The following is a 24,269-nucleotide window of genomic DNA, read 5'->3' on the forward strand; positions in this document are numbered from 1 at the left end:
GGCGGGGATGTAATTACTTACTCCGCGTGTATGACAAAGAGGCCTGTGGGAACACAGGCCTCTTTGATATACGGTAATCTTCGCGAGGTGTCGGCAAGATTAGTGTGAGTACCTTAATTTGATTACCCTCCACATGAAACTACAAGGGTAAATGTGACAAATGTCATAGGATCGTCACACAATGATGCTCATTATAGCCCAATGGAGTCATGAGGAATTGGAGAATGCTGTCTATAATGTGATACGATAAATCTAGGATACAGTTGAGGAGTGAACGACGATTATGTTCAACAATAAGAGTAAATTAATCGTACTAACAATGGCAATAGGAGCAATGCTATTAGCCGGTTGTGGAAATAGCTCGTCAGCAGGTGGCGGTCATGAAGGACATGCAGGTCATGGCTCCAGTGATAAACAGGACAGTAAAAATGAGATGGCAGCAATGATTAAGGTAAACTTGCAAGTGCCGGAAGAAGTCAAAATCAATGAAGCTATCACCATCTCTGCACAGGTCACACAAGAGGAGAAAGCGGTAGATGATGCAGATAAAGTAGAGTTCGAGTTGTGGCTGGATGGGGCTGACCACGAGAAGATTGAGGGAAAGCTCACGAAAGATGGCACGTATCAGATTGAGAAAACGTTTGATAAGACTGGTACCTACACGGTCATTTCTCATGTGACTGCTCGTGACATGCACTCGATGCCGAAGAAGCAATTTATTGTAAAATAAGAATCTGAATACATAACAAGAATTTATGCGAAGAAGGGGCAGTCTAAGAAGATCCGAATCACGATCTTCTTAGGCTGCCCCTCTTATTATCAGTAATGGGAGGTTTTTATCGATTATGATTCCGAATTACGCCTGTTGGAAAGTAGGATCCGAATACGGATGCGCGATCCATCCTTCTGTTTCAATGAACAGTCGAACTGCAACAATTTGACGATTATCCATCAGAGTGAAGTAGTGCGGCTTTTCTTCAGGGACGGAAATTACATCCCCAGCCTCCAATTCAACATCCATATAACCGATGTCGTCGCTTCCCTTAATTATGAAAATACCATTTCCGGCCGTAATAGCTCTTACTTCGTCTTCTGTGTGCGTGTGAACCTGTTCAAATTTCTTTAGCAGCTCTTCGATATTGGGAGTAGCGTCTGATAAAGAAATCAAATCCCACGTACGATAGCCCCGTCTTTCAGCCAAATCACGGATTTCTCCTTCATACGTGTCTAAAATGGCTTGCTTCTCTTCATCGGATAGTACGTACTTATCACGCAAAGATGGGGCAAGTTTGTTCGGATCCCAGTGTTCATACAGCACTCCTTGCGCTGATAGGAAAGAACGAACATTTTCTTCGCCAATTATGATTTCGTTCGTGTTTCGGATACGTACCTGTGCCATTTGCAAAATCCCCCGTTTCCCAATGCGATTTATTTATTTAATTATATTACAGAGGAAATGTTTGGGCAAGAAACATTTTACGATGACTCATTCATGAGTCTTTTCTAATCGGATCACATCTGCTAAACTAGGGTTTAACGTTTAAGACAGAGGGTGGGCAGAGCGATGAAAACAAGAACGATACAGGAACAACTACAAGAACGCATTCTCATTTTAGACGGTGCAATGGGCACGATGATCCAGCAAGCCGATTTAACGCCACTGGACTTTGGAGGCGAACAATTGGATGGGTGCAATGAGATGTTAGTCCTGACACGTCCAGATGTCATTTCTAGAATACACGAACAATATTTAGAAGCGGGCGCAGACATATTAGAGACGAATACGTTCGGGGCTACCAGTATCGTGCTTGCCGATTATGATATTGCTGATCAAGCACGTGAGTTGAACGTTGCCGCGGCGAAGCTTGCTGTCGAGGCAGCTGCAAAATACAGCACACCAGAATGGCCGCGTTTCGTTGCCGGTGCTATGGGGCCGACGACGAAGACTTTATCGGTTACCGGCGGGGTAACATTTGATGAGCTAATTGACAGCTATTATGAACAGGCAGTCGCGCTTATTGAAACAGGCGTTCATGCGCTCCTATTGGAGACTTCACAGGATACGTTGAACGTTAAGGCGGGTTCGATCGCGATTCAACGGGCATTCGAGTCTACGGGCATCACGCTTCCGCTCATGATATCGGGGACGATCGAGCCGATGGGGACAACGCTTGCTGGTCAAAATATTGAATCATTCTACATCTCCCTAGAGCATTTGAAGCCAATCTCGATCGGATTAAACTGTGCGACTGGGCCGGAATTCATGCGCGATCACTTGCGTACCCTTGCTTCCATCGCGAACTCTGCGATCAGTTGCTATCCAAATGCAGGGCTTCCCGATGAGAATGGTCACTATCATGAATCACCAGAATCGCTTGCCCGCAAAATCGCAACCTTTGCTGAGCAGGGCTGGCTGAATATTGCAGGGGGATGCTGTGGAACAACACCTGAACATATTCGCGTACTACGAGAGACATTGCTCGATTATGCTCCACGTACTGCATTCGGCGAACATCCTCCGGCTGTATCCGGGATTGAGACGGTATATGTGGAAGATGAGAGCCGCCCTTATATGGTAGGGGAACGTACAAATGTTCTCGGCTCGCGCAAATTCAAGCGATTGATCGCTGAAGGTAAAATCGAAGAAGCCGCTGAAGTCGCACGTGCACAGGTGAAAAATGGAGCACATGTCATCGATGTGTGCGTTCAGGATCCGGATCGCGACGAAGCTCTTGATATGAAGGAATTTCTGCGGGAAGTTGTAAAGAAGGTTAAGGCACCGCTCGTCATCGATACGACAGATGCCAAGGTATTGGAACTGGCGTTGAAGTATTCACAAGGGAAAGCGATTATTAACTCTGTTAACTTAGAGGACGGACTAGAGAAATTCGACCACGTCGTACCGCTTGTTCATCGTTATGGTGCAACCTTGGTTGTAGGTACGATTGATGAACGTGGTCAAGCGATTACGCGTGGAGATAAACTTGAGGTGGCGAAGCGATCCTTCGACATCCTTGTAAATGATTACGGTATACAGCCTGAAAACATTATCTTCGACCCACTCGTGTTTCCAGTTGGGACGGGCGATGAACAATATATTGGTTCTGCAAAAGAAACAGTGGAAGGGATTCGCCTCATTAAGGAGACCATTCCAAAGGTTCAAACGATTCTAGGAATCAGTAATATCTCGTTCGGTTTGCCTGAGGCTGGGCGTGAAGTATTGAATTCCGTCTTTCTATATGAATGCACGAAGGCTGGATTGGATTACGCGATCGTCAATACGGAGAAGTTGGAACGCTATGCATCCATCCCAGAACATGAACGCAAGCTTGCGGAAGATCTATTGTACGACACAAACGATGATACACTGGCTGCATTCGTAGCTGCGTTCCGCAACCGTAAAGTCGAGAAGAAAGAAAAGACTAGCAACCTGCCGCTTGAAGAGCGGTTAGCTTCATATGTAGTAGAAGGCACGAAGGAAGGTCTTGTTCCTGACTTAACGGAGGCGCTTCAGAAGTACTCGCCGCTTGAGGTCATTAATGGTCCCTTAATGGAAGGGATGGGAGAGGTCGGAAGACTGTTCAACAACAATGAGCTTATCGTTGCAGAAGTGCTCCAAAGTGCAGAAGTCATGAAGGCTTCGGTAAGCTTCTTGGAACCCCATATGGAGAAGAACGAGTCTGCTGTCAAAGGGAAAATTCTACTCGCAACGGTTAAGGGCGATGTGCATGATATCGGCAAAAATCTAGTTGAAATCATCTTATCGAATAATGGGTATGAAATCGTCAACCTAGGTATCAAGGTTCCGCCAGATCAATTGATCGAAGCCTATCGCAAGGAGAAGCCAGATGCAATCGGTCTGTCGGGCTTGCTTGTGAAGTCTGCCCAGCAGATGGTCATAACCGCACAAGATTTGCGAACAGCTGGAATCGATGTGCCGATTCTTGTTGGCGGAGCGGCATTGACGCGGAAATTTACCAAGAATCGGATTAGCCCCGAATACGATGGATTAGTTTTATATGCGAAGGATGCCATGGACGGTCTTGATCTTGCCAATAAAATTATGGATTCTTCAGAGCGCAAGATTCTAGTGGAAGAGCTTCGCGCTCATAAAGAGCGTCTAGCTCGTGAAGCGGAAAATCAATCGAAGTTGCCAGAGCTTACACGTGCGGTACGCTCGGACATAAGAGAAGCAGAAGTATACATTCCGCCGGATTTGGAGCGTCATGTTCTTCGAGATATTCCAATTCCTCAAGTCATCCCTTATTTGAACTTCCAGATGCTGCTTGGCCATCATTTAGGATTGAAGGGATCTGTGGAACAGCTTCTGAAGAACCGGGATCCTAAGACTGTTGATTTGAAAGAAACCGTTGATCAGATTTTAGTGGAAGAATCACAAGCAGGTGTGCTAAAAGCGAACGCGATGTATCGTTTCTTCCCGGCTCAATCGGAAGGGGATTCTATTCATATATACAATCCGGACAACGTTCAGGAAGTACTGCATACCTTTACCTTCCCACGTCAGCAGGTTGAACCTTACTTGTGTCTTGCAGACTTCCTCCGTACGAAAGAAAGCGGAGTAATGGATTATGTAGGCTTCTTGGTTGTAACTGCTGGGGATGATGTTCGCGGCAAGGCCGATCAATGGAAGGAGAAGGGGGAATACTTGCGTTCTCATGCGCTTCAATCTGTAGCGTTGGAGCTTGCAGAAGGACTGGCAGAACGAATTCACCATATGATGCGCGAAGTATGGGGCTATCCTGATCCAGAAACGATGACGATGAAGGAGAGATTTGGTGCTAGATACCAAGGCATTCGAGTCTCATTTGGCTATCCAGCTTGTCCAAATCTTGAGGATCAAGAACCATTATTCAAGCTCATGCAGCCTGAGGATATCGGGATCCACTTAACAGAAGGATTTATGATGGAGCCAGAGGCATCTGTATCCGCGATGGTCTTCGCTCATCCGCAAGCGCAATACTTTAACGTGGATAAAGCATAAATAAGGCATAATTCTAATTCATTTTCGATTTATCAACGGAAATGGTAAGTTGTCTATATTAGGGACACCCTCTTATCTACAGATACACAATGAGCTCCGTATTGCCGGTAGGCGTGCGGAGCTTATTATATCTTTGCATAGTGAGGCATACTATGCACGTTAATCATTTATACAACAAATAGTTAACTAGGTTTAAAATATACATATCACCAATCTTAGCTGGATTGATTACTTCAGAAGTAGGAGGTATTACACGAGTATGGATATATACTTCTTGGGAACAGGAGCGGGTATGCCGACAACTAGGCGCAATGTAAGTAGTATGGCGCTGCGTCTGTATGAGGAACGCGGATCCCTCTGGATGTTCGACTGCGGGGAGGGAACCCAGCATCAAGTGCTGCAATCCCCATTAAAGCTAGGCAAGTGCGAATTTATTTTTATCACCCATTTGCACGGGGATCACATTTTCGGGTTACCGGGACTATTGTCCAGTCGTGCCTATCAAGGTGGAGTTTCTCCACTCACCGTCTTTGGCCCGGTGGGACTTCAACGATTTATACATACTGTGTTCGAATTAAGTGAAACGCATCTGCCTTACGAGCTTCATATTCAGGAGGTGGAGTCAGGAGTCATCTGGGAAGATGAACAATTTGCAGTTACGGCACTGCCTCTTGAACACCGTGTTCTATCCTTAGGTTATCGAGTGCAGCAGAAGGAGAGGCCAGGCAGACTTGATTTGAATCTGTTAAAGGAAAAGAATCTGCTGCCGGGGCCGTTATATGGTCAACTGAAACGAGGGCAAGATATTGTGCTGCCATCTGGTGAAATGGTAGAAGCGTCTTCTGTTCTTGGAAGCCCAATTCCCGGTAAGTCAGTGACGATACTCGGCGACACTCGTCCATGTGAGAATGCAATCAAGTTGGCTCAAGGTGTTGATCTGCTTGTGCATGAGGCGACCTTCATGGACGATAAACGTGAAAATGCAAATGAGTTTGGCCACAGTACGGCTCGGCAAGCTGCACAAATCGCAGTATCAGCAGGCGTTAAGAAGCTTGCGTTAACCCATTTCAGCTCGCGATACAATGATGAACGGATGGAGGAACTGCTGAAGGAGGCGTGCGAATTATTTTCTAATACCGTTCTTGCTGATGAACATATGATCGTTACAACATCTTAATATCACCACAATGCACCGTTAATGGTTCCTCGATACGCTATCCATAACTGGGTTAGTTGGATATGCAATTGCCTAGGCAATTGTATGTTCAGCAACCGTGATGCTAAGGAGGAGTTATGGATGGATACAGCGAGTCATTTGCTGCTTGGGACTTCATTGGCTGGAGCTGCTTGTCTGCACCCTCAGGTTGCGGAGCAGCCGGGATTGTTCTCTGCAATTTTGACCGCCACACTCATTGCTTCACATGCACCTGACTTTGATGCAATTACACGAGTTCGCAGCTATGCAGCCTATTTGCGCCACCATCGGGGCATTACTCATGCGATTCCAGCATGGTTCGTATGGCCAATTGTCATTGGTCTGCCGATCTCATGGTTATTTCAAGTGGGGGACGAATGGCCGCTCGTTCTGCTGTATACTTGGCTTGCAATCATGGTGCACATTGGCTTGGACTGGCTGAATGCATATGGAGTTCAAGCTGGAAGGCCTTTTTCGCTCAGATGGCTTCATGCTGATGTGTTATGTTTGTTTGATCCTTTCTTATTTGTCGTTCATCTAATAGGGGTTATTAGCTGGTTATGGCTGACGCGAACAGATGCTGCATGGTTATTTATCGGAGGATATGCGGCGACTCTGTTGTATATCGTGTGGCGTTGGAAGGTTCACCAGCGTCTCCTGCATCGATTGCAGGAGCAATTTCCATGCGGCCTTCATTATCAACTTGTTCCAGAGGTCACTTGGCTTAGCTGGCAGTACGTTGTTGAGTATGAACAGCATTATGAGACAGGTTGGATACGGCACTGCAATCCGTTGCGGTTATCGTCAGCTGTAACTTTTGAGAAACACAGCATATACAACAAAATGTTCATAGACGACCGAGTTATGGAGCCGGCCCTAACGACAGATGGAGTACGGGCATTTCTTGGATTTGCTGAACGAGTGATCGTTCGAACACAGCGCTGGAGCGATGGCTACAAAATCATATGGAATGATGTTCGCTTCTGGCATCGAAGAGGGCTGCCGTTCGGCGTTGAGGTAGAGCTTGATGAGCAGCTTCGAGTAGTTAGAACGAAAGTCGGTTGGAGCAAAAAAGGCTGGGAGCCTCCTTATGTATAACAGAAACGTACTGCTTGAATAGGCTGCAACATTCCAACTGAGAATAATATGCACAGTGAATCTACATTAGGAATAACTGGCTCATCTACAAGAAACGGAGCAATCCGTTTCTTTCTTTTTCATCAAGGTTATGGTACAAGTCGTTGGCGATTGACCTGAGATCCAGCAGTCTGAAACGAGCGGAAGGGGAAAAGCAGGGGAATAGAAAGGCAATTGTACATAAAAGTTTCCCGGGAAAGCGCAGAACCTGACAAATAGTCCGGCTTGCAGCTTGTTTGCATCACGCACTGCCTGCAATCGACAGTCTCTGACATCACTCTTCGTCGAAGCGACGCCTTGTTGAGCCGTATATATGCTCTTGCCAGCCTTGAAATGGTTATTTACAATGTAGAAATAAGTTATTTCATTTCCCAAGGCACTTCTATTCGAAACATCTTAGTCGTTGCTGGATACATGGAAGGTGGATCTGCTATGAATACACTTGGATTTACGATCGTAGGCTTCGGAAATATCGCTAAGACGCATATGATTGCACTGCGTACGATGCCGATTATCAAGCAGCTTCCCGTTACACCGGTATTGAATACACTCGTTACCCGTCGACCTGAACAGACGTTGGATCAGGCACGCCAAATTGGCTTTGTACATGTTACTTCCTCCTTGGAAGAAGCTTTGCAATACGATGGAGCGGAAGCAATTAGCATTTGCACGCCAAATGCGCTCCATGCTGAGCAAGTCCGTATGGCGGTTCAATATAATCAAGCCCTCTATTGCGAGAAGCCAGTAACAGAAAGTGCCGCTTCTACCGCGCAAGTGCTGAAGGATGTCCCTTCAACACTGACACAGCAGCTTGCATTTGTCTATCGTTATCATCCGGCAGTTATGCGGATAAAGGCATGGCTGGAAGAGGGGATTATCGGCGATGTGCTTCAGTGCAGACTGGCATATTTGCGTTCAGGATATTTAAGTGATGCCAGGCCTTACAGTTGGCGGGTAGACAACTCATTATCTGGAGGAGGAGCTATTACGGATATCGGTGTTCATGCACTTGATTTACTCCGTCATTGGTTTGGTGAAATGAAGAGTGTGGATGGCAATACCGAAACATTTATTAAGAGCCGTAGAGCAGGAAACGGAACGGACGAACGGTTGGCTGTTCATGTAGATGATTGGGCACTTATGAATTATGTAACAGAGCAAGGCATTCAAGGAATCGTGGAAGTATCCCGTATTGCATTAGGTGAGGATGCGTTCCGTGTGCACATTGTTGGAACGAAGGGAAGCATCACTTGCGATTTGGAAACCGATAAGAAACCGCAGCTGCATCTAGTCAGCGGTCGTCATGGGGCGACACCAGAACCAGAATCACTTGCACTGCTTCCTGATGAGAAGGCAACAATGGGCATATTCCAGGACAGTCATTTCGCTGCGCTGCATCACTTTATTTTGCGCCACTGCGGGGATGAACGTTGGGATAACTTGGCTCCAACACTTGAAGATGGGCTTGTCGTAGAACGCTTGGTAGATCAAGTGATTCACGCCTCACAAGCACGGAAGCAGCGGTAAACGTTCAGAAGCACACAGAATGTAGGCGCAAGATATTCAATCCCAACACGCCAAGCATGGCTCCCGCCCCTCTACATGGGAATAGCGGGAGTTGTTCTATTTCATCGCGTCTGTTCTATGTATCGGAACACTCACTAGCGGCGGGAGTTCTCTACAATCAATAGGAAGCGAATAGGAATCGCCCTTGGATTTGATAAGGGGCTCTGTCCTTTTGGCTCGGAATTGCGTATACTAGCATTGATTCAACTGTATGGGCTTTGATGCTATGGATATCAGGGCAGCAATCTGTGGGGGACTCCAGACAGGTTTTGATTTTGAATCCAATATGTGATGGGGGATTTTCAGATTCTCTATTCGATGATTTGATGAGTACTTCCCATTAGATGGTGGAACGATTGTTCTTGCAGGTAGGTTGCTATTTTCCACAGCATGCTGCAGACATGTGTTAGGCAAGGAAGGAACGTGTATAGAAATGATGACAGAAAAATCGCGCAACAGCATATATGCGCTTATCGATTTAGATGGAACCATGTATCATGGGACTTCTCCGATTGAAGGAGCGGACAAGCTAATAGATGAGCTTGGTCAACTTAGAGTTCCTTATCTGTTCGTAACAAACAATTCAACGCGCACGCCGGAAGAAGTGGCCAATCACTTGCAGCATTTTGGTATTTCTGCGGGTGCTCAAGATGTTCTCACCTCTGCTCAAGCGGCTGCATCGTATATTCAGAAGAGATTTTCGGATAAAATGGTATTCATGATAGGCGAGCTTGGCTTGCAGCAAGCGCTGGAGGATTCCGGAATATCGTGGACGGATCAAGTAGATGATGTGTGGAACTCTGAGATTGGAGTTGTCGTTCAGGGCTTGGATCGAAGCTTGACCTATGCCAAATTGGAGGCAGCTGCTTGTGCTCTACGTGGGGGAGCTGTATCCATCTTGACTAATCCAGATGTTATGCTGCCATCAGATCGTGGATTTTCCCCTGGTGCAGGTACAATAGGTGCCGCTCTCCAATCCGCTTCTGGTGTGGAACCTATTATTATTGGGAAACCAAGTGAAATTATTATGGATGAAGCAATGAATAGGCTTGGGTGTGCTGCACAGGACGTTATCGTTATTGGAGACAATATGATGACTGATATTCTTGCCGGAGCGAATGCAGGATGCCGCACAGCACTAACCTATACAGGAGTAACGACGCCTGACAATTATGTTTCATTTTGTGCTCGTGCCGGTGTGGAGCCAAACATGGTGTTTCATAACATGAAGCAAGTACGTGAATGGTTCATTAAGGAAATGCTATAATGTATATCTTGAAATGTGAATGATTTAATTAATAACATAAAATACATGGCGATCATGAATGTGATTAGGAAGGAAGATGCAAGGTGCCGGAAATTCCAGAAATGGAACGCTACCGCAAACAGCTGGATCAGTTGATTACTGGAGAACGCATTCGCAGCCTTCATGTACAGCGTGAATCTTGGTTGAATACGGATCTCCATAGCTTGACAAATGGCTTGGTGGGGAGACAGATTCTGTATATTGAACGCAAAGGGACAGATTTAATATTGCATCTTGATGATGGCCGTAGGCTTGTTCTTCATGTAGGAACCGGTAGTCGTATGGAAGCAGTTTCTACCCTTCAAGCAGTTGCTCAAGGAGCATCAGGACATATAGAACCAGATGAAGAACAACAACTTGATGTCTCCCATGCACAATTCGCAATTACTACCGATCATGCACAGATGTACATTCATGGTGCACGAAGCTGCCAGATTATGTGGTTAACAGCGAAGCAGGTGGAGGAAATGCATCTCGAGATGGGGCCAGACCCATTATCTCGCTATTTGACAGCAGAGCGCTTCGCTCAGCGGTTCGCTAAGCGTCGTACGACTTTGAAGTCCGCATTGACCAATCCGAACATTATCGCTGGGATAGGAAGTCAGTTGGCGGATGATATCGCATTTGCTGCTGGACTGCTCCCAACTGTACGTACGGAGAAGCTTGAATCAGAACATTGGAATCGTGTGTTTTACGCGATGCTTGATGTGTTGCATATTGAAATTGAGCAAGATGGTTTAGTGAATACGCAGACACAACAACACCAGCCCGAAACAGGGGAAACAACGGGCATAACCATTCATGGCAAGACAGGAGAACCTTGTCCGAAATGCGGCACAGCGATTGAAGTCACGATGATTCAACGTCGTCCTGCGAACTTCTGTCCACATTGCCAGATTGATCCTGCAGCGGATGGCTCCGAACAAGAATGAATCCCGCCATGCTGCGCGCGCATTTGGTTGTCATTTGCCATTACGGGGAGGATATGCACACGCAGCGCGATTGGCAGTTCAACTGCAGCAGGAAGCAGGAGTTCGAAGTTATCAGTTTTTTAGCAAAAATCCGCGAGGTTTATCGATCAAAAGCGGATATGAGGCCGATGCTCAGACTGCACGTGAAATCTGTTCAGAGCATGGCATCCAGTCCATTGCTCATACGCCATATCCGACAAATTTAGCTGTGGATGCAAGCCGTTCACCTGAGAAGTTTCAGCTTACGGTTCAGTCATTACTGAACGATCTTATGATTGCAGAGGCTTGTGGAGCGGTAGGGATTGTCGTACATTTTGGTTCGTATAAGGGGATCTCAAGTACACCCGCCACAGATGCGGAGAAGCTGAGTTGCTACGAAAATATTATTGTTACACTGAACACTGTTCTTTCCGTATGGAGTGGTCGAGCTAAGCTGCTGATTGAGAATCAGGCCGGGAATCACGGTGGGTTAGGTGCTACGTTGGAAGAATTGGTGAGTATCCGGCAATTCAGTCAATATCCCGATAAGATCGGTTTTTGCTTCGATACCTGTCATGCGTACGCAAGTGGCTTGTGGAACCCCTCTGCAACGAGTGAACTTCTCATGGCGGGGAACCGTCATGACTTTTGGAAACATGTGCATGCAGTTCATTTGAATGACTCTCGCGAGCCCTATCGTTCCAAGCAAGATCGTCATGCAAATTTGGGGCAAGGGTATATTGGAATTGACGGATTTACGGAGCTCCTCAGAGCGAAGGAATTGAAACGAAGTATGTTCGTGCTGGAGACGCCGGGCGATGCTTCTGGAGGGCATATGCGGGAATGGAAGCTTATCCAGGATATTTTGCAGTAGGCCAATCATTGTACGGTAGTTATGCTGCTGCTTGTTATCAATGGGCATCAGATAGGTAAGGAAGTGATAATGATGATACATGTGTACTTGGATGATTACCGTCGCTGTCCAGAAGGCTTCGTGCTTGCTCGCAATGCGGAAGAGTGCCTTCTGCTATTGGAACATGAACAAGTGGGGATCCTGTCCTTGGATCATGATTTGGGTGAAGATGAGCGAACGGGAACGGAACTAGTTCGAGAAATGGTTGTAAGTGGCTTATATCCGCAGACTGCGATTTATTTGCATACGTCGAGTATGATTGGTAGAAAGCGAATGTTCGAGATGCTCTATGCGAATAAGCCTGAGCATGTTGAACTGATTAATGGGCCGATGCCAGAGTCTTTGCTGATGCGGATACGAGGAAATAAGGTATGATTGAAATTTCGGAAATGCAGCTGAAGGCAGCACAGGTACAATCACAGAGCTTGTCTGCTGTAGAGCTGTTTTTTAGGCAATGGGATGCAGTATTCATACATAGTCCTTTTTGTGGGACTTGCCAGTTAGCATCGCGCATGCTGAACATTGTAGAAGTAACGAATCCGAAGTTGGAAATCGCAGCGGTCAATGTTAGCTCTATCCCTGTATGGGTGAACACATTACGAATTGAAAGTGTCCCTTGTCTGCTTGTATGGGATCATCGAGAAGGCATGGGCAGCGTTGACAAGATATATGCCTTTCATTCTGTATCTCACATTTATGAACGTTTGAATCCTAGGAGAGAAGAGGAGACCTCTTCATAAATTTAATCCTAATGTGAGCAAGGAGTAGCTCGTAACTCAATCATTCAGTAGAGAATATTTGAATGTTCTTTATAGGGCTGTTCTTCATGCAAGGATTATGCTGGTCAATGGCCGGACGCAGAATGATCTGGTACACCTGATTGGGTGTCTCGTGTTGATTGTCTTAAGCAAGGAAATGTTCCGAACCGTGTAGTTTCGGCAGATAATTAATGACGTAAATAGATTGCAATTGGTTAACATAATGAAATGGAAACAGCTGAAGCAAGTTAAGTTGCTTAGCATTTGGAGGTTGCACTGCTTGGAATTATTACATCCGCTACAATTAGACACAAATTATGAATATGGATCACACTGGATCGTCACGTCCAATCATGGCTATATTGCCTACGCGCAGGAAGAGTGGCGAAGAAGGTTCGGTCAGTTGAAGAGTCGAATGATGGTTTCTGGTGAAATTGCACTAATGGAATTGCCTGTTGATCGCAACGAAGTATTCCAAGCGATGGAGTCTGAGCCGACGATGTTCATTCGCTATTTGCAACCGGTTGACATTGCATTCGATATTCAAGCATTGCAGACTGACACAGTTCAATCATTTGACAGTTTGCTTACTCATTTGATTCATGATCTAGAAGGTTCTATAGAGGGCATGCGACTAGGCGTCCATGTTCGTTCCAGCGCATCGGGTGATTCACTCGACAAGGAACTTCGAGATGCGCTGCGTGCTGCTGTTGAGCGTACTGGAGCGTCTGTCGCGATCCAAGATCCCGAGCGAATTGTATCCTTATTTATTCATGATGGCGTTGGTTATGCAGGCCTCATGACAACAGCTGAAGCAGGTTCAGATTGGCCAGGAGGTACGGTACGCTTCCGCAGGGAAGAGGGGCAGGTATCTCGAGCAAAGTTCAAACTTCTTGAGGCGGAACGGACTTTCGGTTTGGACTTTACGGCTTATCGGAATGCCCTTGATATTGGAGCTGCGCCAGGAGGTTGGACAAGCCTTCTTCTGGAGCGAGGTGTGCAAGTTACTGCAGTCGATCCTGCTGCAATGCATCCGAGCCTGATTGATCATCCGAACTTGACTTACTATAAGAGCAATGCAGGGGACGTGGCTCTGGAACCTGGAGAATTCGATTTGCTCGTATGCGACATGAGCTGGAGCCCTAAAGTTACAGCGCAGCTTGTTATTGGCTTATTGGATTCGGTTATGCAAGGCGGTACTGTCATTGTGACTGTAAAGCTGATGCACAAAAAACCGCTGCAGACGATACGGGAAGTGAAGGAAATGTTCCTTGAGCATCTTCACATAATTCGCGCGAAACAATTGTTCCATAATCGCGATGAAATCACTCTGTACATGATGAAGATGTAGCGTATGCTGCGGTGTACTGGCATTGCCTGATTGGGAAGTTTACTATTCTTTAGAAAAAAGACTGGACATATACTTCCGAATGGCATAAAATAACAACAAATGAATATGAGCGAAGGGAAGCACCCTGATTGTTCCAAACCGATAGGTTTGCAATCAGGGTGCTTTTTTTGTCGCCTGGAGGGAGAATTGTGGCGCATTCCATAACGAACCATTTGCAGGCTGGACACTTATTGCAAGACAGATATCGAATCGTTCGGTTGCTCGGATCAGGGGGAATGAGCGTTGTATATTTAGCCAATGACGAGCGATTGATCGGCAAGCAGTGGGCGATTAAGGAATCGAGACCAGCGGCTCAAGATGTGAGACAGCTTGTTCATGAAGCATCTATTTTAACATCGCTTCGACATCCACATCTTCCGCTTATTGTGGATTTCTATCCACCTGATGCCGGCGGCAGAGCATATCTGGTGATGGAGTATATTGAAGGGCACACGATAGCGGATCGGCTGCGCATGAAGCCGCTAAGTTTTGAAGAGACGATGCATATTGTCATTCCGGTATGTGAAGCGCTTGCTTATTTGCACCGGCAGAATCCGCCCGTTGTATTCCGAGATGTAAAGCCATCTAATGTTATGCTGGCGAAGGATGGCCAGGTGAAACTCATTGATTTTGGAATCGCTAGGAATGTGAATCCCTTATCTGATCAAGACACGGTTAAGCTTGGTACAGTAGGCTTTGCTGCTCCGGAGCAATATCGGGGACAACAGACCGATGCAAGAACAGATCTATATGGGGTAGGTGCACTCATTAGTCATATGTTGACCGGCGGCATATGGAAGGGAGAGCGTCCGCTAACTGCATCCATGCTGGCAGAAGATGTGCCAGAGAGCGTTTTTTCGGTACTGACACGATTACTCGCAAAGCGGCCTGAAGAACGCTATCAAACTGCAGATGAACTAATTGATCATCTACGACGTTACTATTCAGGACAATCTGAAAGCCAAGGAGTTAACCGTGATGAGGTCAAGACATGGCAAGCCTCGAATGCAGGGGTGGTGATTGCTTTTCTGGGTGCTGCTTCAGGACTTGGAACTACACAATCAGCGCTCATGTGTGCCGCCATGCTTGCGAAGAAGGGGCGGAAGACGCTATATATCGATGCTAATGTTAAAGATCCATCTCTTGTTCCATTATTGGCTCAGGAATATGAGGGTGAAGAGGAACTGTATTTAGCTGATGGGGATATGTTCAAATTGTTTGGAGTGGATTGCATGGAATGGAAGTATGGTGCGAATCCAATGCCACCCTTGCTCGGATTCTATGACTATATTGTGTTAGACCTTGGTTGTGATGATCATGGAGAACGAATGGATGAATTCATGAGGGCTCATGTCCCTGTGCTCGTGGGAAGCCTGGCTCCTTGGAGAAAGAGTGATTGTACAACAATCGTTGGGGGATTTGAGCGAAGAGGGTTCCATCGTTGGGTACTAGGCATTCCTTATTCGAATCGTTCTTATCCTGGTGGAACAGTGAAAGGACGAGGAGCAAAGGTTACCTCCTACATTCCGATTCAAGCAGATCCGTTCGCATGTTCGGACGATACAGCCCGTTGGGTGGAACAATTAGTTGGTCCGATACAACGGGGAGGGCTTATCTATCATTTGCGGCGATGGATGAGTCGGAATAGAACAGAGAGAGGAGAGAGAAGAAGTTGAGAAGATGGACGAGAAAGACCAAGCAGATGATTGCGGCGTCGGTAGGAGGAGCAGCGGTAGCTGGGCTGCTTGTAGGAGGGTATCACTATTGGGCAATTGGCCAGAATGATGCGGCACAGCGTAAGGCAGCAGCGCAATATGAAGATGAGATTGCCAAGCTGCGCAAGCTTGCAGATGCTGAACTGCAAAAACGAACAAGCGTCTGGGTTTTCAATCAGCCACTTCTTGCAGGCAAGCGCATTCGATCCGATGATATTGCCAAGATTGAGATGTCGTCAGACCTAGCCCCGAAACAGGCGTTGAATCATCCTGATCAAATTATCGGGAAAGTATTGAAGATTGACACGGTTCCCCGAACACCCGTGATATCTACAATGCTATATGAAGATGGGAAGATGTCTGATGATTTGCGCTGGGTGGAGACAGCGGTTATTCAGCTTCCTTTACGACTGCAAGAGAAGGATATGATTGACGTACGAATCCGCTTTCCGAATGGTCAAGACTATATCATCCTTAGCAAGAAAGAGATTAAGAGCATGCAATATCCGACCATTTGGGCACATATGGACGAACAAGAAAGGCTGCTGTTCTCAAGTGCTTGTGTCGATGCTTTTGTTAATGGTGGACAAATCTATGCGCTGCGATACATTGAACCTCAAATACAAAATGAAGCGGTGCCAAATTATCCGGCCAATGAACAAGTGTTGAAGTTGATTGAGGCGGATCCGAGTATTGTAAAGAAGGCAGATACAGCATTGACACGATTGGTTCGATCACGGATGGAGAAGGAATGGGAACGACAGAGTGCCAACAAGAGTCTAGCAGATGGTTGGAACAACATGGAGGGGAACCGAACAAATGTAAGCTATGTTTCTACGCATGGAGAGGGTTCGGCTGAAGTTTCAGGATACTCACCTTTAACCGGCAGAGCTGGGGCACCTATTCGTAATTCACCATTTGTTGGACAGCCTGGTTCTAATTCCGTGCAGTCCACGGATCTGTCATCTAATGAAAATCAACGGGAGACGGGTGTAGTCCAACAAGATAACGATACTCGCAAACAGCCAAATCCGAAGAATGGTGAGCAAGGGATCGCTAAGAAGGGGAGCACTATTACTCATGATGCCGAGAATCACCAAGATAAGATACTGAACCGGGACAATCTGAATAAAGAATCGACGGGAGAGGTATCGACAGGGGAAGAGGTCAGCTCTATTTTCTCAGAAGCGATACCGAGCTCAAAGAAGCAGTAGCGAAGAGGATTTCTGTCAAAGAGTAGTTACATAGATGAATATACAGGAGGAGTTAGGAAAATGACGATCGGTATATTCGTGGGCGCTTGTGATAAGAGCGATCATGTAGTGGCGCTAGCGACGTTCCTAACGAGATTAGAGAAGAAGGTGCTTATTGTTGATGCAACAACAACAAGACGGATTGGGACTGAGACAGGGCTGTTCATGCAATCTCAGCAACCTATTATGCACTGGAATGGTTATGATGTGCTGTCAGGAGCTATATCTTGGGACGATATGATTCAGTTGCTTGAACGGCATGGCAGCAGTGTTGAAGGCTACGACCATATCATTATTGACACGGATCGCGCATTGTTTTGTAATGCTGAACAATGGAAGCAGATCGACACTCGCTTGCTTGTGCAGACGATGGAACGCTTTTCATTGCAGAAGAACAGAGAATGGCTGCAAGCATTCCAGCAGCAATACGACGGAGATGAGGAGCTTGAATTCGTGCCCATGATCCTGCGTTCGCTCATGCCGGAGGATGAGTTTGCGTTTATGATCGAATGGTATTATTCCGTATTTGAGCACCGGTGGGCTCGAGAATGTATCGCTATTGAAGAAGATGAGCGTAATTGGACTGCACGCATGTCAGATATTCAGGATGGTCAATTGCACGCATCCAACTATCCACGTGCTACGAAGCGTGCTTGGCGCATCCTTACAGAGCATTTCACCGGTAAACTGACAGAACGGGCTTGGAAGCAGTGTTTAAGAACACCTAAGAAGGGACGAATGAAACATGTCGCTCTGTAAACATTGGATGATTTCGTCAATCGGAAGAGGAATGGCTGGAGGAACAACAGTTGCTGCGTGTACGGCAATTAGTCTCGCTTGGCACTATCGGATGAGAGTGCTGCTCATACATGTCAAAGGAAGAGGGGAAGGAGTTGAGAAGCTATTTCCTCCCACTCTTGATGTTATGCGCCAGGCAGGAGCAGGCGGGCGGCTAATAACTCCGAACGGCTGGAGTGCTCTTGCACGCATGCTTCGTCACCATCAAGTTGAGGAAGAATCGATCTCCTCCTATATGATAAGTGTGATGAGTCGATTAGATATTCTCCCTGGTTATGACTCAGAGGAGATGGGAGATACACTGCATGAGCAGCTTCTGCTTCATGTGCAGAAGCTAGTGAGCAAACGATATGATCTTGTGCTGTGGGATATGAATGAGCAGGATATAACCGCTCTGAAACTCATTGGCAAAATGAATATGCAAGGTACCATCGCAGTGTTGCCGCAGAACCGGTCTGAGATCCATATCTCAATGGAGAAAGCAGGAGAAAGCGCAGATGCATTCGTGATAGGACAGTATGATGCGGATGTTAAGGTAAATCCTATGAACGTAAAACGTATGTATTCGCTCCACCAGCCCTTTTTCACAATGCCGTATGCAGCAGCTTACCGCAATGCTGCAGACGATAGAATGGTGATGGACTGGTATTTGCGCCAATCTCAGCGCCATGAACGAGGGAAACGCTGCCCATTCATTTTAGAGAATATGAAGCTGAGTAAATATATTCTGGAAGAGTCCGGCTATCATCAAGGGAGAAAGGCAGGTGGATAGTGGATGTCAATTTGGGGTTATGTAGGATCCTCAATTTTGGGTGTTTCGGTTCTGCTCCTAGCGATGTTCGTTTGTTGGCGCTTGTTCCGTAACCCTAACAGACACACCTCTTATCCTACTAAGGATGAATGGACATGGGACTTGCTGGATCAAACAGTGAAGGATACGTTTCTTGCATGGACGAGTGATCTGCCGCTGGATTTGTACCGTAATGAAGAAGAATATTCTCGTGAAATGAATCGGCGTGTTTCTCTCCGCAAAACTCTCCGTACATGCTGCAGTGGGGATGTCGCGGATAAAGAGTACATTAAGGAATGGATTGTGGATATGCTCAAAGAGCAAATTAAGCTCAGCAAAGGAAATTCCGAACAGTTATTACCGATAGATCGACCCGAGCTTTTAACTTCACAAGACAAATTTGATCTATTACTGTATGCCTTTAAAAAGCGGTACAGCTTCGATGCCTTGCATAGGTTAATCGATAAATATGGCTGGAGTGAGCGTAAACGCATACCGATGGCACAGGGTGTTCATCAAATGCACGATGTAATTACGGAGGAAGATATCGATGCAGCATATCGGTTAGAAAGGCTTCAATTCAGTTGGGAGGATCGGATCTGGATAATCGCACAGCGGTTGTATCAACGTTATAAGGGATTCTCTGTTATTGATGAGATACGCGACATGCGGATAGATGGTGTCTCAGGTGGTGTGAGTGGTATACCAGATGATGCTATGACAAGAGGGGACTGGCAGAGTCCAAACAAAGCTTCACCGGCAAAGAATCAAGGAGATTTAGTTGCTGGCGGCCTACAGCGGGCATGTGATAGTGTGTGGATCTTTTATAAGGGTAAGTCGATTCAACTCTCCTTCCTATCATTTGGATCGGAAGCTGAACTGCGGCGGGTATGCCACAACATATATAAATACCAGACACCCGGATCATTAACGGAAGCGGACGGCTATCGGATCAATCATATGAAGGACGGGTCGCGTGTCGTTGTGCTGCGTCCGCCATTTGCAGAATCTTGGTCATTCTTTGTTCGTAAGTTTGATACGCAGGTTGTAACACTTCAGCAGCTCATACGAGACAAGAACGCTGAGCTTCCTACTGAATTGCTTCATTTCTTAATGCGAGGGGCGAGAGTGACCGCCATCACAGGTGCGCAAGGATCGGGGAAGACGACTCTGTTAATGGCATTAATTCAATCGATTTATGCGTTCTATCCGCTTCGAGTACAGGAACAGGCATTTGAACTGAATCTTCGTAAGTTATATCCCAACAGGAATATCCTTACGCTCCGAGAGACAGAGCGCATAGCGGGGCAGGCTGGTTTGGACGTACAGAAGAAGACAGACGGAACTGTGCATATTTTAGGTGAGGTGGCAACGGATCCGGTTGCAGCTTGGATGGTACAGATGGCTCAAGTCGCGAGCCTGTTCACCGTCTTCACGCATCATGCCAAGACATTTCCTGATTTGGTGCTGTCGCTTCGGAACTCGTTGGTTAAGACGGGAATGTTCCATAATGAGTCGATAGCCGAGCAGCAGGTAAGCCAAGTGATTCACTTCGATGTTCATCTCTCTCGGGATGCCGAGGGCAAACGATATATTGAGCGCATTACAGAATGTATTCCACTTCTTAATCATAACGAAGGCGAAGAAATGATTGACACACAAAGTGATGCGAACATGACATGGGATCGCTATATCGAATCCTCGAAGCGTGTGCACCGACATATGATGCGAACTCGAACCTTCACTTACCGAAATATTATCGAATATCATCAAGGCCGATATTACCTCGTGAACCCGATATCCGTGAACCAGAGAGAAGCGATGGAAGCCGAAATGATTGCTGAGGATAAGCAACGATTCCGCGATTGGCTTGCTCAGGAGGGAGGATATTCGGTTGCTAGCTAGCAGCTTATTACTATGGATTGCAAGCGGGGCAATAGCTGTCTCTTTCATGTTATGGATGTTGTCTAGAAAGTTAATGTCGACTGGGATTGCTGAGAATAGGTTACGTACCCATGGAAATCAGAATGGAGTTAAGGCTCTCACACAATTGTATAAAAAACTGCTGAGGGATGTCTATCGTTGGAGCTTGAGAGTTCCTATGCTAAAAAAGAAGACGGCGTCACTCCGCCAACAGCTTGCACCGTTATACAGTTATGACGAGTGGCTATTGCGTGAGCGAACAGCCTCCATACTGCTAGGGAGTGGAATAGCGATTCTCATTGCGCTCTCAATATTCGTCTCCTTCGATCAAAATCTGCTGTCATGGATCATGCTTATTGTTGTACTTAGTGTGGCGGAAAGTCTATATCGTGACGTTATGATCACACGTGCCGAAGTGAAGCTTCTTCATTTATCATCCATGTCGATTGGGCATATGAGACATGCCTATCATCGGTACAAGATGGTGGATGCTGCACTAGAAGATACGATTGAATGCTCGCACCCGATGCTCGCACCACATTTACAGCGTATTGCGAAGTTGATTAGCGATCCCGATTCCGATTCCGCTATGGCTGCTTATGAGGAGGCAGCTCCGAATCGTTATTATAAGATGCTTGGAGGCTTATCCAAGTTGGTAGCTGAGTATGGTGATCCGAAGGGAACAGATGGTTCTTCCTATTTGAAGGGACTTGCCATGATTGTTCGTGAAATGCAAACGGAGCTCGTTATGCGTGCACGACTCGATTATCTGCTTGGGGGATTAAAAGCAATTGCCGTTATTCCCGTCCTATTCACAGATCCACTGGAAAGGTGGGCGACGACCTATTTTCCATCTATGGAATTGTTTTATCATTCGAAGCTTGGTTGGTGTCTGCAACTAACAGTTTTCTGTTCCGTCTTGATGTGCCATCGCATATTACAACAGCTTCATTGGAGAAGCGCGATGGCTGAGGATCAATCACAGCGCACTGGGTGGATCAGAAGATTGCTGGAGCAGCGAATCATTCGAAGATTACTGGATGTCTGGGTGAACAGTAGGCAGATCGAGTCGCTGAAGCGTGCTCAGCGCTTATTACATGAAGCAAACGAATCGATGACCTTAGGGCATTTCTATGGCCATCGCTTCATACAAGCGATCGTAACTTGTGGAATCTGCTTTGTGTTAATTGTTTCATTGCACTTGGGATCTACGCAATGGATATGGAATCAGCTGAATACCAAATCGCTAGAAGCGGGACTAAGTATGGAGTTAACTAAGCAATGGATACTAAGTTCCAACCCAGAGACAGACAATCACGGACTTCAACTCGCTCTGAAAACTGCGATCTTGAAGGAACACCCAGACTGGAGCTATCAACGAATCGAACAATCGACGAAGTCGCTCGTACCACTTGCTATTTATCATCGAGAGATGAGAGTTTCATGGTGGGAAGTTCTGCTTCCATTCACCGTTGGGTGGGGTGCATATTATGCATTTGTTATGATTCTGCGGATCCGTATTCGGATTCGACATTTGGATATGCGTACAGAGATCAGTCAAATGCAGTCTCTTTGCATGCTGCTGCGTGCTTTCGAGCGGATGACGGCAGAATCGATGGTGGAGTGGATGAGTCGCTGCACGATTTTGTTCCGTCGCCCTTTACAAATATGTCTGCTTAATTGGGAGAGCGGTACGGATCATGCGCTTCAACAACTGCGAATCCATGCGCCATATCCAGACTTCGTCAGGCTTGTGGACAAGCTGGAGCTAGCCCACAATCATATTCCGCTTAATGAGGCGTTCGATGATGCAGAGCAAGACTGGTTCTATGAACAGGATATGCTTAGACAGCATTATGAGACAAGTATCGAAGCCAAAGCAGGCTGGGGAAGGTGGCTGGGGTTCGCTCCGATGTATACCTTAATTTTTTTGTATCTCGTGGTACCCCTTGTATGGATGAGCGCAGAGCAAATGCGTTCTTCCTTTGAACAAATCCAATCTCTATAACAAAGGAGTGTTTAAAGTATGAATAATGCCCAATCTGCATTGAAGGTGGCAGCAGGAATTTTTCTTACCATTGCGCTAATTACGATTGTTGTGTTGTTGTTCGTTAGTGCGCAGGAAGCGACAAAAACGGCTCAAAATGAATTTTCATCGATCCAGACAGAGTTAAGCAAGGCATCATTTACGGTTTATGATAATACCTCGGTTAGCGGTTCTCAGGTCATTAATGCAATACGTAAATTTTTCAAGCAAGATCAATTCGGGATTCGTGTTGTAACTGGTAAAAATCGTGCAGGAAAATCGGATGGAAATCATTATGGATATTACGTGCTGCCGAACGGTGAGATTGCGGGGAACAATCGAAATGACAGTATAGATTTGGCATTGAATGAATCATCTGATAACTACGTGAATCCTAGCGGAAAGTTTAAAGCAAAGCTAATCGTGGACTCCAGCAACGTTACAAGAGGGATTGTATTTGAACAGCAGTAGGATTTGGGGTGTCACCCTGAGTTTTCTTATATACATATCTCCACTGTGGAATTTTGGGAAACTTATATTTTGACATCAGTGCTTGAAAAGGGAGGCAGTATGCATAATGCGAGTCGAATAGCTGAACTAGCAGTAGCATCGATACTGTTTTTGGTCGCATTGACGGGGGCCTTACAACTCATTGGAAGTACGTCCTATACGATTCGACAAGTAGATCATGCCAATCAAGTGAAGGATCGGAATGTTCGATCTACGATGGAGCCTATACGATCTAAGCCATTAACGGGAGCTGATGTCATTCTATTTATCAGTCAGTTGAGGGAGAATGTTGAGCTTGAGGTTGAAGGCATGAGCGTCAAATCTACAATCCTCCTTGAGGATATTCAGTTCAATTCGATATCACGAACGAAACAATATCATCTTCATATCGAACGAAATGACGATGGCGACATCCGTAAAATGATCTTCAGGTAGGAGGTAGCGGATTGGGCAATGCAGTGGTTAAGCTGCTTGGTGTGATGATAGGAGTGCTGCTGCTCTTTCTTTACCCGATATTAGAATCATATCAGCAGCAGGATGACCTAGCTGCGATGTATGTGCAGCGAAGTGCATCTACATTCTCAGATGCCGTAAGGGATAAGGGAGTGATCACTCCTGTCATGTGGAATGATTTTATGGCGGAAATTGAGAAGACAGGTAATGTATATGATGTGGTTGTTGAGCATTATGAGAAAAAGTATGATCCGATCTATAGGGATCCCGTTCAAGTCAATACATTTACTGGGGACTTTCTAATCCGTTACCAACTAAACAATAAAGTGATGCTGATGGAAAAGCTGTTTCCGGGAGATGGACAATCTGTTGAATCTCCGTCCCGTACGCATAAGCTGAGCATTGGAGATTATTTCTATGTGTCCGTAAGCAATACGAATCGAACACGTGCGACCATGATTTTGGACTGGCTGACAGGCTCATTTGGCCCAACTGAACGGATTCACATTCCTGTCGGAGGAATGGTACGAAATGAAAGTAGTTAAATTTTCAATACTCTTTGTTCTGATCTGTTTCCCTTTGTT

The 24,269-nt window shown here is 46.1% G+C and carries 21 protein-coding genes; 20 read left to right on the forward strand and 1 reads right to left on the reverse strand.

The genetic code is table 11. The features are described from left to right. Nucleotides 1–283 precede the first annotated feature (283 nt). Nucleotides 284–730, forward strand: coding sequence for a FixH family protein (locus PBN151_RS06975; RefSeq protein WP_072728382.1), 447 nt, complete (start codon nucleotides 284–286; stop codon nucleotides 728–730). Between the two features lie 126 nt (nucleotides 731–856). Here PBN151_RS06975 and PBN151_RS06980 read toward each other — a convergent pair whose 3' ends face one another. Beyond that, on the reverse strand, nucleotides 857–1,399 hold the full coding sequence (locus PBN151_RS06980; RefSeq protein ID WP_072728383.1) for a 1,2-dihydroxy-3-keto-5-methylthiopentene dioxygenase: 543 nt from the start codon (nucleotides 1,397–1,399) through the stop codon (nucleotides 857–859). A gap of 165 nt (nucleotides 1,400–1,564) precedes the next feature. On the opposite strand from PBN151_RS06980, the gene metH reads away from it, so the two are divergent. The 19 genes from metH to PBN151_RS07075 all read left to right on the forward strand — a co-directional run bounded on the left by metH (nucleotide 1,565) and on the right by PBN151_RS07075 (nucleotide 24,230). Then, nucleotides 1,565–5,002, forward strand: coding sequence for a methionine synthase (gene metH / locus PBN151_RS06985; protein ID WP_072728384.1), 3,438 nt, complete (start codon nucleotides 1,565–1,567; stop codon nucleotides 5,000–5,002). A 259-nt stretch (nucleotides 5,003–5,261) separates the two neighbouring features. Continuing rightward, nucleotides 5,262–6,179, forward strand: coding sequence for a ribonuclease Z (gene rnz / locus PBN151_RS06990; protein WP_072728385.1), 918 nt, complete (start codon nucleotides 5,262–5,264; stop codon nucleotides 6,177–6,179). A gap of 120 nt (nucleotides 6,180–6,299) precedes the next feature. Beyond that, complete coding sequence (locus PBN151_RS06995) at nucleotides 6,300–7,295, forward strand: metal-dependent hydrolase (RefSeq protein ID WP_072728386.1); 996 nt, start codon at nucleotides 6,300–6,302, stop codon at nucleotides 7,293–7,295. 471 nt (nucleotides 7,296–7,766) lie between these two features. Further along, nucleotides 7,767–8,861 carry a Gfo/Idh/MocA family protein gene (locus PBN151_RS07000; RefSeq protein WP_072728387.1) on the forward strand — a complete coding sequence of 365 codons (1,095 nt, stop codon included), beginning with the start codon at nucleotides 7,767–7,769 and terminating at the stop codon, nucleotides 8,859–8,861. A 475-nt stretch (nucleotides 8,862–9,336) separates the two neighbouring features. Further along, nucleotides 9,337–10,167: an HAD-IIA family hydrolase gene (locus PBN151_RS07005; RefSeq protein WP_139295302.1), complete on the forward strand. Its 831-nt coding sequence runs from the start codon at nucleotides 9,337–9,339 to the stop codon at nucleotides 10,165–10,167. Between the two features lie 83 nt (nucleotides 10,168–10,250). Continuing rightward, a complete protein-coding gene (locus PBN151_RS07010) occupies nucleotides 10,251–11,138 on the forward strand; it encodes a DNA-formamidopyrimidine glycosylase family protein (protein WP_072728389.1) in 888 nt (295 codons plus the stop codon). Further along, entirely contained in the window at nucleotides 11,119–12,030 is a 912-nt protein-coding gene (locus tag PBN151_RS07015) for a deoxyribonuclease IV (protein WP_072728390.1), read from the forward strand. Before PBN151_RS07010 ends, PBN151_RS07015 begins: the two co-directional genes overlap by 20 nt. A 72-nt stretch (nucleotides 12,031–12,102) precedes the next feature. Continuing rightward, nucleotides 12,103–12,444, forward strand: coding sequence for a cyclic-phosphate processing receiver domain-containing protein (locus PBN151_RS07020; RefSeq protein WP_072728391.1), 342 nt, complete (start codon nucleotides 12,103–12,105; stop codon nucleotides 12,442–12,444). Further along, nucleotides 12,441–12,809 carry a thioredoxin family protein gene (locus PBN151_RS07025; RefSeq protein WP_072728392.1) on the forward strand — a complete coding sequence of 123 codons (369 nt, stop codon included), beginning with the start codon at nucleotides 12,441–12,443 and terminating at the stop codon, nucleotides 12,807–12,809. Before PBN151_RS07020 ends, PBN151_RS07025 begins: the two co-directional genes overlap by 4 nt. A 298-nt stretch (nucleotides 12,810–13,107) precedes the next feature. Beyond that, nucleotides 13,108–14,178: an SAM-dependent methyltransferase gene (locus PBN151_RS07030; RefSeq protein WP_072728393.1), complete on the forward strand. Its 1,071-nt coding sequence runs from the start codon at nucleotides 13,108–13,110 to the stop codon at nucleotides 14,176–14,178. Between the two features lie 188 nt (nucleotides 14,179–14,366). Further along, the gene (locus tag PBN151_RS07035) at nucleotides 14,367–15,893 is read left to right on the forward strand and encodes a serine/threonine protein kinase (protein ID WP_072728394.1); all 1,527 of its coding nucleotides are present in this window, start codon (nucleotides 14,367–14,369) and stop codon (nucleotides 15,891–15,893) included. Beyond that, nucleotides 15,890–17,146: an SAF domain-containing protein gene (locus PBN151_RS07040; protein WP_072728395.1), complete on the forward strand. Its 1,257-nt coding sequence runs from the start codon at nucleotides 15,890–15,892 to the stop codon at nucleotides 17,144–17,146. The genes PBN151_RS07035 and PBN151_RS07040 overlap by 4 nt, the downstream gene beginning before the upstream one ends. Before the next feature lie 60 nt (nucleotides 17,147–17,206). Then, nucleotides 17,207–17,944 (forward strand): ParA family protein, encoded by a 738-nt coding sequence (locus PBN151_RS07045; protein ID WP_072728396.1) that lies wholly within the window; start codon nucleotides 17,207–17,209, stop codon nucleotides 17,942–17,944. 7 nt (nucleotides 17,945–17,951) lie between these two features. Next, on the forward strand, nucleotides 17,952–18,755 hold the full coding sequence (locus tag PBN151_RS07050; protein WP_175560637.1) for a hypothetical protein: 804 nt from the start codon (nucleotides 17,952–17,954) through the stop codon (nucleotides 18,753–18,755). A 3-nt stretch (nucleotides 18,756–18,758) separates the two neighbouring features. Next, entirely contained in the window at nucleotides 18,759–20,678 is a 1,920-nt protein-coding gene (locus tag PBN151_RS07055; protein ID WP_072728398.1) for an ATPase, T2SS/T4P/T4SS family, read from the forward strand. Between the two features lie 196 nt (nucleotides 20,679–20,874). Continuing rightward, a complete protein-coding gene (locus PBN151_RS07060; protein ID WP_227774453.1) occupies nucleotides 20,875–22,704 on the forward strand; it encodes a GTPase SAR1 in 1,830 nt (609 codons plus the stop codon). 18 nt (nucleotides 22,705–22,722) lie between these two features. Then, the gene (locus PBN151_RS07065) at nucleotides 22,723–23,193 is read left to right on the forward strand and encodes a hypothetical protein (RefSeq protein ID WP_021253895.1); all 471 of its coding nucleotides are present in this window, start codon (nucleotides 22,723–22,725) and stop codon (nucleotides 23,191–23,193) included. A gap of 99 nt (nucleotides 23,194–23,292) precedes the next feature. Further along, the gene (locus PBN151_RS07070; RefSeq protein WP_072728400.1) at nucleotides 23,293–23,667 is read left to right on the forward strand and encodes a hypothetical protein; all 375 of its coding nucleotides are present in this window, start codon (nucleotides 23,293–23,295) and stop codon (nucleotides 23,665–23,667) included. 11 nt (nucleotides 23,668–23,678) lie between these two features. Further along, the gene (locus PBN151_RS07075; RefSeq protein WP_072728401.1) at nucleotides 23,679–24,230 is read left to right on the forward strand and encodes a hypothetical protein; all 552 of its coding nucleotides are present in this window, start codon (nucleotides 23,679–23,681) and stop codon (nucleotides 24,228–24,230) included. Nucleotides 24,231–24,269 lie beyond the last annotated feature (39 nt).

The organism is Paenibacillus sp. NAIST15-1 (assembly GCF_001894745.1).
GTDB lineage: Bacteria > Bacillota > Bacilli > Paenibacillales > Paenibacillaceae > Paenibacillus_B > Paenibacillus_B suaedae.

Bases quoted from the DNA above. Each gene is read 5' to 3' on its own strand.
- PBN151_RS07060 (WP_227774453.1), top strand. From the start codon at position 20,875: ATGCTAAAAAAGAAGACGGCGTCACTCCGCCAACAGCTTGCACCGTTA.
- rnz (WP_072728385.1), top strand. From the start codon at position 5,262: ATGGATATATACTTCTTGGGAACAGGAGCGGGTATGCCGACAACTAGG.
- PBN151_RS07005 (WP_139295302.1), top strand. From the start codon at position 9,337: ATGACAGAAAAATCGCGCAACAGCATATATGCGCTTATCGATTTAGAT.
- PBN151_RS07050 (WP_175560637.1), top strand. From the start codon at position 17,952: ATGATTTCGTCAATCGGAAGAGGAATGGCTGGAGGAACAACAGTTGCT.
- PBN151_RS06980 (WP_072728383.1), bottom strand. From the start codon at position 1,399: ATGGCACAGGTACGTATCCGAAACACGAACGAAATCATAATTGGCGAA.
- metH (WP_072728384.1), top strand. From the start codon at position 1,565: ATGAAAACAAGAACGATACAGGAACAACTACAAGAACGCATTCTCATT.
- PBN151_RS07015 (WP_072728390.1), top strand. From the start codon at position 11,119: ATGGCTCCGAACAAGAATGAATCCCGCCATGCTGCGCGCGCATTTGGT.
- PBN151_RS07070 (WP_072728400.1), top strand. From the start codon at position 23,293: ATGCATAATGCGAGTCGAATAGCTGAACTAGCAGTAGCATCGATACTG.
- PBN151_RS07020 (WP_072728391.1), top strand. From the start codon at position 12,103: ATGATACATGTGTACTTGGATGATTACCGTCGCTGTCCAGAAGGCTTC.
- PBN151_RS06995 (WP_072728386.1), top strand. From the start codon at position 6,300: ATGGATACAGCGAGTCATTTGCTGCTTGGGACTTCATTGGCTGGAGCT.
- PBN151_RS07065 (WP_021253895.1), top strand. From the start codon at position 22,723: ATGAATAATGCCCAATCTGCATTGAAGGTGGCAGCAGGAATTTTTCTT.
- PBN151_RS06975 (WP_072728382.1), top strand. From the start codon at position 284: ATGTTCAACAATAAGAGTAAATTAATCGTACTAACAATGGCAATAGGA.
- PBN151_RS07045 (WP_072728396.1), top strand. From the start codon at position 17,207: ATGACGATCGGTATATTCGTGGGCGCTTGTGATAAGAGCGATCATGTA.
- PBN151_RS07025 (WP_072728392.1), top strand. From the start codon at position 12,441: ATGATTGAAATTTCGGAAATGCAGCTGAAGGCAGCACAGGTACAATCA.
- PBN151_RS07000 (WP_072728387.1), top strand. From the start codon at position 7,767: ATGAATACACTTGGATTTACGATCGTAGGCTTCGGAAATATCGCTAAG.
- PBN151_RS07055 (WP_072728398.1), top strand. From the start codon at position 18,759: ATGTCAATTTGGGGTTATGTAGGATCCTCAATTTTGGGTGTTTCGGTT.